Annotated in this window: 10 protein-coding genes; 3 read left to right on the top strand and 7 right to left on the bottom strand. The window is 52.5% G+C overall.

Translation table 11 applies throughout. The annotated features are described in order from the left end of the window. Genes nadC through GCD22_RS10440 form a run of 7 tightly spaced genes read right to left on the bottom strand, consistent with a single transcriptional unit; the run spans nucleotide 1 to nucleotide 8,052 of the window. Nucleotides 1–828 (bottom strand): carboxylating nicotinate-nucleotide diphosphorylase, encoded by an 828-nt coding sequence (nadC, locus tag GCD22_RS10465; RefSeq protein WP_031575301.1) that lies wholly within the window; start codon nucleotides 826–828, stop codon nucleotides 1–3. Beyond that, a complete protein-coding gene (nhaA, locus tag GCD22_RS10460) occupies nucleotides 825–2,192 on the bottom strand; it encodes a Na+/H+ antiporter NhaA (RefSeq protein WP_051690750.1) in 1,368 nt (455 codons plus the stop codon). The genes nadC and nhaA overlap by 4 nt, the downstream gene beginning before the upstream one ends. A 2-nt stretch (nucleotides 2,193–2,194) precedes the next feature. Then, nucleotides 2,195–2,488: a hypothetical protein gene (locus tag GCD22_RS18540; RefSeq protein ID WP_244947519.1), complete on the bottom strand. Its 294-nt coding sequence runs from the start codon at nucleotides 2,486–2,488 to the stop codon at nucleotides 2,195–2,197. Further along, on the bottom strand, nucleotides 2,431–5,016 hold the full coding sequence (locus GCD22_RS10455) for a valine--tRNA ligase (protein WP_244947518.1): 2,586 nt from the start codon (nucleotides 5,014–5,016) through the stop codon (nucleotides 2,431–2,433). Before GCD22_RS10455 ends, GCD22_RS18540 begins: the two co-directional genes overlap by 58 nt. 9 nt (nucleotides 5,017–5,025) lie before the next feature. Continuing rightward, entirely contained in the window at nucleotides 5,026–6,102 is a 1,077-nt protein-coding gene (locus GCD22_RS18535; RefSeq protein WP_226856015.1) for a hypothetical protein, read from the bottom strand. Between the two features lie 14 nt (nucleotides 6,103–6,116). Continuing rightward, on the bottom strand, nucleotides 6,117–6,542 hold the full coding sequence (locus GCD22_RS10445) for a DNA polymerase III subunit chi (protein WP_024894430.1): 426 nt from the start codon (nucleotides 6,540–6,542) through the stop codon (nucleotides 6,117–6,119). A 10-nt stretch (nucleotides 6,543–6,552) separates the two neighbouring features. Further along, nucleotides 6,553–8,052, bottom strand: coding sequence for a leucyl aminopeptidase (locus tag GCD22_RS10440; protein ID WP_031575309.1), 1,500 nt, complete (start codon nucleotides 8,050–8,052; stop codon nucleotides 6,553–6,555). Between the two features lie 109 nt (nucleotides 8,053–8,161). Between GCD22_RS10440 and lptF the strand changes: the two genes are divergently transcribed. From lptF to GCD22_RS10425, 3 genes are all read left to right on the top strand, one after another. Further along, nucleotides 8,162–9,295 (top strand): LPS export ABC transporter permease LptF, encoded by a 1,134-nt coding sequence (gene lptF, locus GCD22_RS10435; RefSeq protein ID WP_031575312.1) that lies wholly within the window; start codon nucleotides 8,162–8,164, stop codon nucleotides 9,293–9,295. Then, nucleotides 9,282–10,355: an LPS export ABC transporter permease LptG gene (lptG, locus tag GCD22_RS10430; RefSeq protein ID WP_031575314.1), complete on the top strand. Its 1,074-nt coding sequence runs from the start codon at nucleotides 9,282–9,284 to the stop codon at nucleotides 10,353–10,355. The genes lptF and lptG overlap by 14 nt, the downstream gene beginning before the upstream one ends. Nucleotides 10,356–10,477: 122 nt before the next feature. Then, nucleotides 10,478–12,466 (top strand): dynamin family protein, encoded by a 1,989-nt coding sequence (locus tag GCD22_RS10425; RefSeq protein WP_153940764.1) that lies wholly within the window; start codon nucleotides 10,478–10,480, stop codon nucleotides 12,464–12,466. Nucleotides 12,467–12,494 lie beyond the last annotated feature (28 nt).

Below are 12,494 nucleotides of genomic sequence, written 5' to 3'. Positions count from 1 at the left end.
CTAAAAATAGCGCAGGGATAAATCCAGGCTCTGTAAATTCCGGGTAAGACTGCCGACAGAGATAAAATCGACGCCGGTAGCGGCCACAGCGGCTATGTTGTGGATGCCCATATTCCCCGAAGCTTCCAGAGGAATTTTTCCGGCCACTCTCTGCACGGCCTGGCGCAGGGATTCCAGCCCGAAATTATCGAGCAGGATCATGTCCGCCCCTGCCACCAAAGCTTCTTCGAGTTGTTCCAGATTTTCCACCTCAATTTCGGTGCGGGTCAGGGCCGGAGCAAGGGACCTGGCAGCACTCAGCGCCGCCGTAATGCCACCACAGGCGGCAATGTGATTTTCCTTGATGAGAATCCCGTCAAACAGCCCCAGCCGATGGTTGTGCCCGCCACCCACACGCACCGCATATTTTTGTGCCTGACGTAAGCCGGGTATGGTCTTGCGGGTGTCCAGCAGGCGGGTCCTGCTGCCCTTCAGCAATACTACAAAATGATACACGGCCGTTGCGGTGCCCGACAGGGTCTGGAGAAAGTTCAGGGCGCAACGCTCGGCGCTGAGGAGGGCGCGGGCTGGGCCTTCGAGTTGGCACAGCACCTGATCGGCGGTAACGGCGCTCCCTTCGGCAACTTCCCAGTGTAGCTTCAGTTGCTCGGAAACTGCGGCAAACGTGGCCGTGGCGTAGGGTTGTCCACAGAGAATCCCCGGCTCACGACTGATGATGCGGGCCTGGAGTGTCTGCGCTTCGGGAATGAGTGCAGCGGTCAGATCACCGCTCCCGAGGTCTTCGCGAAGGGCCTGTTTGACGACATCTATGAGGTCTTCAGGAATCATTCCAACTCCTTGGTTTTGCTGCCTACCCAAAACAACCAGATTAATCCTGCGCAGGCGGCAGTCAATGAAGCCAGTAAAATGCCCAACTTGGCTTCTTCTACCAGCAATGCATCTTTAAAGGCCAGGTCACTGATAAATAGAGACATGGTGAAGCCGACCCCGGCCAGACCGGCAGCACCAAGAAGATGGGGCCAACTCACCCCGCTGGGCATGCGGGCCATTCTGATTTTGATGGCCAGCCAGCTTGCCAGGGAAATGCCGACAAATTTCCCGAGCACCAGTCCCAGAAAAATACCCAACGTGACCCGGCTGAGCAGTATTTCAATGCTGATGTGGGCGAAATTGATGCCGGCATTGGCCAGCGCAAAAATGGGAATCACGGCAAAAGTTACCCAGGGCTGGAGGCGATGTTCCAGATGTTGTTGCGGGGCAATGGCTTCGGCACTGCTGTGTTCAATGCTTTGAATGATGCCCGCGAGCTTGCCGTTGACCAGCGGATCAAGCCGTTTGCTGTGAATGATGGTATCGCGCAGGTTTTCACTGCGGGCGCTGAGGGTGTCCGCCAGTTGGTCAGGACGAACCCGTCCCCGTGCAGGGATGGTGAAGGCGAGCAGAATGCCGGCGACCGTGGCATGAATGCCGGAGAGCATCACAAAATACCAGAAAGGCAGCCCCAGAATCAGGTAAGGCAGAACTTTGCGAACGCCACTCTGGTTAAGCAGAATCAAGGCCAGCAGAATCAAGCCGGCGATGATCAATGCCGAAACATTCAGTGATGGAGTGTAAAAAATAGCAATGACCAGTACCGCGCCAAGATCATCGGCAATAGCCAGAGCGGTCAGAAATACAATCAGGTTACGCGGGATCCGCCAGGCCAGTAAAACCAGGATGCCAATGGCAAAGGCAATGTCTGTGGCCATGGGAATTCCCCAGCCTTCGGCGGCAGGCCCGCTGGGATTGATTTGGTGATATATCAGTGCAGGTACCAGCATCCCGCCCCCTGCGGCAATAATGGGCAGGGCTGCGTCCCGTAGGGAAGATAATTCTCCTACCATAAATTCCCGTTTTAATTCCAGACCGACCACAAAAAAGAACACGACCATCAGTCCGTCATTGATCCAGTGGTGCAGACTCTGGTCGAGTATCCAATGACCCCAATGGATGCCGAAATGATTTTCCCAAAACAGGTGATAGGACTGATGCCAGGGGGAATTGCTGAGGAACAGGGTTAGCAGTGTCGCGACAATGAGAATAATTCCACCTGCTGTCGCGCGTCGCAAAAACTGCTCGAAAGGCGAAAAGACCTTGCCAAAGAGCAGTTCGAGGGGGTAGTAATGTGTTTGGCGAGACTCGGAATCCGCCATGTTCAGAGCAACTCCAGTCGTGCTGCCTGTTCCTCCAGTTGCTGCAGGGCCGCTTCAATTTCCCGCAAACGCTCTTCTTCCTTGGCGACGACTTCGGCGGGAGCACGGCTACGAAAACTTTCCTGGCTCAGTTTACCGAGGGTCTTACCCCGGTCGGATTCCAGACGTTGCTGTTCCTTGTGCAGACGTGCCCGCTCGGCACCCACATCTATGACCCCGGCCAGAGGGACCAGGACTTTCAGATCTCCCAGCAGTTGCAGAGCGGCCGGGGGGCTTCTTCGCTGTCTGACAGCCATTCCAGACTGCTTAAACGGGCCAGGGCAAACAGCCAGGGTTGGTAGTGCTCTGCACGGGTACGATCCCGGGCAACGCCGCCTTGCAACAAAACTGGCAGTAATTTGCTGGGCGGGATGTCCATCTCACCACGAACGGAGCGTACGGCGCGAATGGCATTGATGAGCCATTCCGTATCGGCATCGGCCTCGGGATCCACACGTTGCAGATCGGCTATGGGGTAGGGCGCTACAGCAATGCTGCTACCGCCTTTGTCGAGCATGGGTGCAATGCGCTGCCAGAGTTCTTCACTGATGAACGGCATCACCGGATGCAGCAGACGTAAACCGGCTTCCAGTACCCGCAACAGGGTGTTGCGGGTTCCGCATTGCTGCGCCGCCGTAAACGGGCTGTCTTCACGCAGCACCGGTTTGCAGAGTTCAATGTACCAGTCGCAGTAATCATTCCAGAAAAATTGGTATAGTGCGTGGGCAGCATCGGCAAAGCGATACTGATCAATGGCAGTATTTACTACTGCTTCACAGTGCTGCAGGCGTCCGATAATCCAGCGTTCCGGGGCCATCAGTTCTCTCTCGCCGTGCAGCAGGCTGATTTCGGGAACCTGTATCATGGCAAAACGCGCGGCATTCCAGAGTTTGTTGCAGAAATTACGGTTACCTTCCACGCGTTTCAAATCAAATTTGATGTCCCGACCCTGGGTGGCCAGAGCAGTAAAGGTAAAACGCAGGGCGTCAGTTCCGAAGGCGGGAATCCCCTCGGCAAATTCCTTGCGCGTGGATTTTTCGATTTTGGCAGCCATTTGCGGCTGCATGAGTCCCCTGGTGCGCTTGGCAACCAGATCTTCCAGGCTGATACCATCGATCAAATCAATGGGATCCAGCACGTTACCCTTGGATTTACTCATTTTCTGACCTTCGGCATCGCGGACCAGGCCATGGATGTACACTTCCTGGAAGGGTACTTCATCCATGAAGCGTAAACCCATCATGATCATGCGTGCGACCCAGAAGAAAATGATGTCGAATCCGGTAACGAGAACGCTACCCGGATAAAAGCGCGCGAGATCCAGTGTTTTTTCCGGCCAGCCAAGAGTTGTAAATGGCCAGAGGGCGGAGCTGAACCAGGTGTCGAGCACATCGGGATCCCGTTCGAGGACCACGGGCATCCCGTAATGGCGGCTGGCCTGACTATGGGCTTCCTCTTCGTGGCGTGCGACAAATATGTGCCCGTCGGGGCCATACCAGGCCGGAATCTGGTGTCCCCACCAGAGCTGCCGGGAAATACACCAGTCTTCAATCCGGTTCATCCAGTCAAAATAGGTTTTGTTCCAGTTTTCCGGCACAAAGCGAATCCGGCCTTCTTCTACGGCCTTGATGGCGGGTTCAGCCAGTGGTGCCACTTTTACATACCACTGATCCGTCAAATAGGGTTCAATGGCCGCCTGGGAACGATCGCCACGCGGCACCATCAGCTTGTGGGCGTCTGTCTGGACTAAAAGTCCTTCGCTTTCCAGTTGGGCCAGTATCTGCTTACGCGCAGCATAGCGGTCCAGTCCTCTGAGTGCGCTTGGAATTTCTTCGGCCGGAGTGGATTCTGCGCTGTTGAATATCTCAAGGCTGTCCCGAATACGGGCATCGGGGGTGAATACGTTGATCAGGGGTAAATGGTGACGCTGACCCACCTGATAGTCATTGAAATCATGGGCCGGAGTGATTTTGACGCATCCCGAGCCAAATTCCGGATCGACATAATGATCGGCAATGACCGGAATTTCTCGCCCCATGATGGGCAGACGCAGAGTTTTGCCAATCAGGGAGGCATAACGTGGGTCGTCGGGATGCACAGCAACAGCGGCGTCTCCCAGCAGGGTTTCCGGACGGGTGGTCGCCACCACCAGAGAACCACTGTCATCGCTCAGTGGATAACGAATGTGCCAGAGAAAACCGTCTTCTTCCTCACTGAGTACTTCCAGATCGGATACGGCGGTGCGCAGGACCGGATCCCAGTTGACCAGACGTTTGCCACGATAGATGAGGCCCTCATCGTGAAGTTGCACAAATACTTCGGTGACCGCTTGTGACAAGCCGCTATCGAGGGTGAAGCGTTCCCGCGACCAGTCACAGGAGGCGCCCAGACGGCGCATCTGTCGGGTAATATGCCCCCCTGACGCATGACGCCATTCCCAGACTTTCTCCAGAAAGGCGCTGCGACCCATCTGATGACGATCACCACCTTCCTGAACAATCTGCCGTTCCACCAGCATTTGTGTGGCAATTCCGGCGTGGTCGGTGCCGGGTTGCCAAAGTGTTTCTTCGCCGCGCATCCGGTGAACCCGGACAAGAATATCCATGAGGGTATCCTGAAAAGCATGCCCCATATGCAGGGTGCCGGTGACATTGGGGGGGGGCAACATGATGCAGTAGGGGGTTTGCCCGGGCTGAGGCTGGAATATTCCAAGTCCCTCCCAGCGTTGGTAACAGGTCTGTTCTATTTCGGCGGGGGCGAACGGGCGGTCTAAATGGTCAGTCATGAGCCTTCATCAGTCAGGTTCGGTGGGGGTGATTTGTTCCAGGCCATTATGCAGTACCCGCTGAAGAATTTCAGGTAGGGAAGCGCGCATTTCCTGGGCAAGACTTTCGCGCAATTTAATGCCTTCCAGCGCCAGCGTACGCATCAAGGTCAGACTGACCTGTTCTTTCCAGACTTTCTGCAGATGCTGAATCATCTGTTCTTCCATCTCGTTAATGACCCGTCTTTCTATTTCCTGAAACAGTAATTGCTCAAAATCTTTCAGGAAATCCAGATCAAGAGGAGTTTTTTCTGGCACAGGTGATGGCTCGGATTCCTGTACTGGATGTCCTTCCACAAATTCTTGATGTTCTTCTTCTTGATGTTCTTCGACGGATGGCTTAATTGCCGCATCTGCGGCCGTATCTGTAATGGAAGCCTCCGGCTCAACCCTGGTAGCATCTACAGTTACTTCCTCAACAGGTTCTTCGGCGGGTTCGGGATTGCTCTCTGCAGTTTCATTGATAATGTGCTCAGGTTGCAAGGCTTCAGACACTGGCGATTCGCCAATATCCTCTTCAAACCGTATTGGTTTTTCAGCGGGTTCCGGATTTATTGGTGCAGGCTTCAGGTGTTCGCTGACCAGACCGGTAATGGATTGATCTGCGAAATCGGAATCACTTTTTTCTCCAAATGTAGGCTCGGATCTGGAGCTGGTAAACTGCATGAGTCCCTGGCGCATACGCTTAAGTGCTGCTTCCAGGTCGCGGTCTTCAAAGTCCTGCTGCGGATTGGCTGTTTCTGCTGGCTGCCAACGTGCTTCACTTTGCGTGTATATTTTAGCCTGTTCTGTGTCAGCGACGGCTGTAGAGCCAGATTCAGCTTCTTCCCATTGCATCGAAAATTTATCGGCCTGTCCGGCATCAAGGGGTGCTGGTGTTTTATGGGATTCGCTATTGGGTTCCGGCATGAAAGGTGATTCTTCATGGCGCCAAAGCTGCGGAGGTAAACCTTCGCGTACAACCTTGGTAAGCAGCAAGGGCGCGTCGTCGTTGTCTTCCAGTGATTCTTCAAGCACTGGTTCCTTGCGATCAGATTGTTTATTCATTGTGGTATCTCCGGTTAGGCTTCCAGGGTATGTACCTGCAAAGTGTATCCGATGTTCTTCAATGTTTTATATCTCTCTCTTGCCAGGTCGCGAGCGTTGCTCTCGGCTGGAATAAAATCTACCAGTCTTTCACACGCCGGAAGTGGCTCAGGAAGATTCTGCAAGGCACACAACACGGCAACCACGCAGGCATCCGGCCATGGTTGTTGGTAGTGTATGCGTACAGAATACTTTGCCCCCAGTCCATGAGGAATAAAAGCATCCGCTTGAAAAGTCCAGAGCATGTCGTCCACGCTCTGAGCGGTTGCCAAATCTGCGCAGAGAATATCTGCTTCCCCAACAACTTGCCAGACCTTGTTGATGACCCGACAAATGGCGCGTAATTGTTCCTGCGGGGTCAACAGGGTGGCTGGCAGGTCATAGAAGGAAGCAGCCGGCAAGGTGCTACCCTCAGGCAGTTTGACGGGATCGGTTGAGAAGATATTCGACCAGCAAAGGGACGGGGCGCCCGGTGGCACTTTTATTTTCGCCGCTTTTCCAGGCTACGCCCGCAATATCCAGGTGTGCCCAATGATAGTTTTCCGTGAAGCGCGACAAAAAGCAGGCGGCAGTAATGGTTCCGGCCGGACGACCACCGACGTTGGAAAGATCCGCAAAAGGGCTCTTCAGCTGTTCGTGGTATTCTTCAAAAAGAGGTAATTCCCAGGCGCGGTCCATACTTTCCTTGCCAGCGCTGATCAGATCATGAACCAGCCCTTCGTGGTTACCCAACACAGCGGTGGTTTGGTGCCCCAGGGCAATAACACAGGCTCCGGTCAGGGTGGCCATGTCAATGACGACATCAGGTTCGAAGCGTTCAACGTAGGTGAGGGCATCAGCGAGAATCAGGCGACCTTCAGCATCTGTATTAATGACCTCTACCGTCAGCCCTTTCATGCTCTTGTGAATATCACCGGGTTTCGTGGCCTGGCCGTCAGGCAGGTTTTCAGACGCAGGCACTACCGTGATGATGTTCAAAGGCAGTTTCAGTTCGGCAGCCGCCTGGATAGCAGCAAGAGCTGCAGCACCTCCACACATGTCATATTTCATTTCATCCATTTTGTCAGCAGGCTTCAGAGAAATGCCACCTGCGTCAAAAGTCAGGCCCTTGCCTACAAAAACAATGGGGGCCTGTTCATCGTTTCCTCCCCAGTATTCCAGAATAATCAGGCGTGGTTCCTGACGGGATCCCTGAGCAACACCCAGTAATAAGCGCATATCCAGTGCTTCCATGGCATCTGGACCGAGAATGGTGCTTTTGATTCCGGTTCGTTGCGCCATGGCTTCGGCCTGTTGTGCCAGCCAGGTGGGGGTACAGATATTGCCGGGTTCATTGGCCAGATCTTTCGCCCAGGCGACTGCCCGTGCGGTCGCCAGCGCTTCGGCACTGGCCTGTTTTACAGCCGCTTCTTCTTCCGCGCCACCAGCTACATTTAAATGCAGATGGGTCAGGCTGCGCCGGGGTTTTTCCGAAGGTTCCTTGTGATGATCAAACTGATAATCGGCATCCATGACTGCCTGCACTACAATTTTGCTCAAAGCTGCGGGTGAGCGACGGGCAACGGGTGTTTCCAGCAGATAAAAACTGACCTGGCTGATTTGCGCCTGCTGCAAGGCTTTGCCGGCACTTTGTACCGCTTTGCGAAATTTGCTGTCCTTAAGCTTGCCATGGGTGCCCAAGCCCAGCAGCATCACGCGCTGGGTAGCCAACCCGGGTAGCTGATAGAGAATTTGGGTTTCCCCACACTGGCCACTGAAGTCTCCCATCGCCATAAATTTCTGCAGGCCGCCGTCACAGGCTATATCCACCAGGGTGGCTGCAGGGCTCAGGATACCGTGTTCATAAACACCGACGACGATGCAATCCACTTTGTCGGTATTGGGCTTGAGGGCATGAATGGCTATCTCCACGGTAAATCTCCTGATAATCTGTGACTGAGGAATTCAATATGAACGAAAGTGTACAAAGTAAGCCCCAAAGGCGCCGTGAATCAAGTGATGGATTACAAGAGAATCGTCCATGACCCGCATCCATCTGCAGATTATCCGTAATATTTCAGTCACCTTTCTGCTGACCTGTCTGGTCATTTTGGCCATTCTGGCGATTGGTCAATTGACCCAACTACTGAAGCAGGTCGCATCGGGGCAGTTGCCGTTACCGGTTGTCCTGCAATTGTTGGGGCTGGCCCTACCAACACTGCTGGTGACAGTGTTGCCCCTTGCGTTTTTTTTCGCGGTATATCTGGTATTCAACAATTTGTATCGTTCCAATGAAATGGTGGCAATTCGCAGTACAGGCACCGGTTTGACAGGATTATTGCCTGCAGTAGCCGTGGTGGCTGGGGTTGTTTTTTGTCTGGAGCTGGGTTTAGCGTTGATTTGGGCGCCTGCAGCCCAACGCACGCTTCAGTCGGAGTCTGAAAGGCTGGCCAATGTCGCTGCAGAAGCGATGCTGCAGCCCGGCAGTTTCACCTCCTTATCGGGGGGGAGGGTGATTTATGTGGGTTCTGCCATCGGAAAAAATACCCACCGTTACCATGAAATTTTTCTCTCCATCGCCCAAGGTGCACAATCCGATATGGCAACCGCAGCTTATGGGGAAATCAAACCGGGTGATGATGGCGCACTCAGTCTGGTGCTTATTGATGGGCAGCGCTATCTCGGTCAACCCGGACAAAATGGTTTCAAGGTGCTGTCATTTGCGCGTTACCGGGTGATGCTTGGCAATTCTGCTATCAATGGTAGCAACCAGGCTGGCGGAATCAGCTGGACTAATGCATCCTTGACCCAGTTGGTGGATCATTTTTCTGGTCTGGACAGGCGCTATGCGGTGACGGAGCTGCAATGGCGTCTGATATGGCCTATTGCCCTGCCGCTTCTGGCATTGTTAGCTATTCCACTGGCTTACAGCGAGCCGCGCGGTGGTGGTCGAGCCGCCGGAATGTTGCTTGGCGTTCTCTTCCTGCTGGCAATAAATAACGTTCTGATCTATATAAAAGAGCACATGATGGCGGGCAAAATGCCGCTTTTTCCGGGATTTCTCTGGGTAGTGCTGGGCATCGCCTTGATCGCTTTTTATACTTTTCTCCGCCGGAGTCGGGATTTGGGTTTGCTGCCTGTATTGTTCAGTCAGAGTGCGCATGAAACGCGCTGATCGACTGTTGTTTCGTGGCATGCTGGCCTACAGCAGTATTGTATTGCTGTTGTTGTTGGCGCTGGTCTATGTTGCCCAATTGATTGCCAAAGCTTCAGGGCCGGGGCACGGTATCTGGAATATGACGCGACTCATGCAGTACGCGGCTTTGCAAATGCCCGAAGTTGCCTATGATGTTATACCTCTGGCCCTGTTGCTTGGCGCCTTGGTCTGGATGAGTATTCTCAGTGGCCACTCTGAGGTGATTGCCTTGCGCATGTCCGGCTGGTCCCTATGGCGTCTGGAGCAGCCCTTGTTGCTGGTTGGCTTGCTGGGGACGGTTTTGATGTTCGCCCTTGGAGAATGGGTGATTCCTGTTACGGCTCCGGCATCTGAAGCCATGTGGGCCAATGCCAGTCAGCCCGGCGCCGGTTTTCATAATATGGGAAATGAGGGGCTCTGGTTGCGGCGTGATAAGCAACTCATTCAGATTGGTGCAGTGGGTGATTCAGGCAAGATACTGCAGGATGTACGCATCGTCTCACTCAGTCCCGGGATGGTGGGACTGAAGACCATGACCCACGCAGCTTCTGCATATTATGAGGCAGGTCATTGGGTATTGCAGAATGTTGAGTTGACCACGATTTCGCCGCAACAGTTACAGATGCGGCATGAACAAAGCTTGCTCTGGAACATCAAAATGCCGCCTTCTACGCTCAGCAGTTTTGCCCATCCGACGCGCACCATGACCCTGCCCACGCTCTGGCGCAACTACCAGAATCTGCAAACCGGGGTAATTAAAATGAATCGTTTTGCCTTGGCGTTCTGGCGACGCTTGAGTTATCCGTGTGTAGGCCTGATCATGATTCTGTTGGCGGTCCCATTTGTCACCCGCAATCCCCGTGGTGGAGGGCTAGCCGCCAGGGTGATGGCCGGACTGGTGCTCGGGCTGGGGTTTCACTTTTTGACGGAGATGTCTGGATATATCAGTGTGTCTGGAGGGATCAGCCCGGTAATGGCTACGCTGTTTCCCATTGTTCTATTTGTTCTTATCGCCGGTTTTTTGCATCGTATTACTTAAAAGAAATTATTGGCTGTTTTTTTTCGTTGTTACCCCGCCTTTTTACATTATAATGTTGCCAACTTCCTAGGAATTGTACCAGACGATTTCAGATGCCCCGGATGTTGGATGGAGAGATGATCATGGCCTTACCGTTGCTGATTGAACACCTGAGAGAATATCATCAATGGCGCATGCGTATCGCAAATGCTGTGGATCAAATAGCAAAGCTTTCTGTCGATTTGGAAATTCTTCCTAGTGGTACCATGTTGCGGATGCAGAATCTATCCCGGGAAATCGCCGGAGATCAGCTGCGTATTTCATTTTTTGGTGAGTTTGCGCGGGGTAAATCCGAACTCATTAATGCCCTGTTTTTTTCAGATCTTGGTGCGCGTCTGATGCCCTCTGGTCCCGGGCAGACCACTATGTGTCCGGTTGAAATTACTTATGGCTTGGCGCCGCCTTCGCTTCAATTGTTACCAATACGCAGTAGAACACTCAATGATTCAATAGAAAAATTAAAGAAAAATTCTGGTCTGTGGACTTTTTCTCCATTGAATCCCGATGACCTGAACGATTGTGCAAAGCTTATGGGACAGTTGACAGAAACTCTTTGTGTTTCAGTGCAAGAAGCCCGAAGTTATGGATTATGCCCGCAGATTAAAGAATTGGGTTCGAATATAGCAACAACGCACTGTGCTTCTTGCGGGGAAGGGATGGTGAAGATTTCCCGTTGGCGTTACGCCTTGTTGCAATGGCCGCATCCGGTTCTGGAGGCCGGATTGGTCATCTTGGACACACCGGGTCTTAACTCTTTGGGCAGCGAGGCGGATTTGGGCCTGGAGGCAGCGCGTAGTGCGGATGCTCTGATATTTGTGCTGAGCGCCGATACTGGTGTAACTCAAAGTGATCTCGCAATATGGGAACAATCGCTCGGACGCCATGCCTTACAAAATCAGTTGGTGGTATTGAATAAGGTAGATACGCTATGGGATGACTTACGAGATCCCGGACAGGAGTCTGCAGTTGTTCAATCCCAACGGGAAAAGACTGCAGGGCAGTTAGGTCTAAATGTTGATCAGGTCATAGCCGTTTCTGCTCAGAAAGGCCTATTAGGTCGCATCCGGCATGATGATCAATTGTCTGCCAGAAGTGGACTGAAAGAGCTGGAAGAGGCCATAGCAGAAACGCTTATTCCAGGAAGGTGCAAATCCATTCTTGATAGTGCGCAACGACTGATTAAAAGAGTGGTTATTGATCAGCGGGTGCTTTTGGAGGAGCAAATCAAGAACCTCGGCGGCGAGATTGAAAGTATGGAACGGCTTCAGGCGCAAACTGGCGAGCAGCTGCCGCGATTGCTGGAAAGGCAGCAAAAACTGTTGCGATCATTTGCCGGTGATCGTGATTCTTTTGTCTTGAAAGAACAAGAATTTCTGGAATCGGCCAATTCCTGGTTATTACAGGCGCTTTCTTTGGAACAGCTTGATCAGATTGTCATGTCTGCACGTACCGAGTTGTTGGCTGCCTGGACTACGGTCGGTATTTATGACCGGTTTTCACGGTTTTTTGAAGAAACTATTGCACAATTTGATAATGCTCTGGAACGGGCTAATCGCCTTTCAGCACTCATGTTGGATGCCTATAGAATACTTGAGCAACAGTATGGTTTGCCCAAACTTGACACTATTCCCTATGCTATTTTACCCCGGCGTGCCGAGTTGCTGGCAATAGCTGATCGCTATGAGCGCTTCGGGAAACGTTTGGAAATCGCTGCTTCTACTCAAGGATCTGTAGTTCGCAAAGCCTTTTTCTCTCTCGCCCAGCAAATTGAGGCATTTGTAGAAGAAACCCGAAAAGAGCTGCGCAATTGGGTGAATGAGTCTCTGGATTTGATGAATCGTCAATTAGAGCTTTTTGCTGCTCAGTCGAAAGAGAAAATGGCCGCACTGGAAGCTATTGTAGATTCATCTACCAATATCCAGCCACGTATTCAGTCTCTCAGTCAACAAAGACAAGGTAAGGAATCAAATCTCACAATGTTGAATGAAACTTATGCAGCATTGTGTGATTTGATGGATATAATTCCGGATTTTGGTTTACGGAAAAACTCCAACGAAGAGTTTTCTATATAGGGGTCTCTGTTATAGATGGCCGGACAAT

Origin of the sequence: Acidithiobacillus thiooxidans ATCC 19377, from assembly GCF_009662475.1 — a bacterium.
GTDB lineage: Bacteria > Pseudomonadota > Gammaproteobacteria > Acidithiobacillales > Acidithiobacillaceae > Acidithiobacillus > Acidithiobacillus thiooxidans.
Note: the sequence above shows the minus strand (reverse complement) of the source record. Positions and strands in the feature narration are given on the sequence as shown.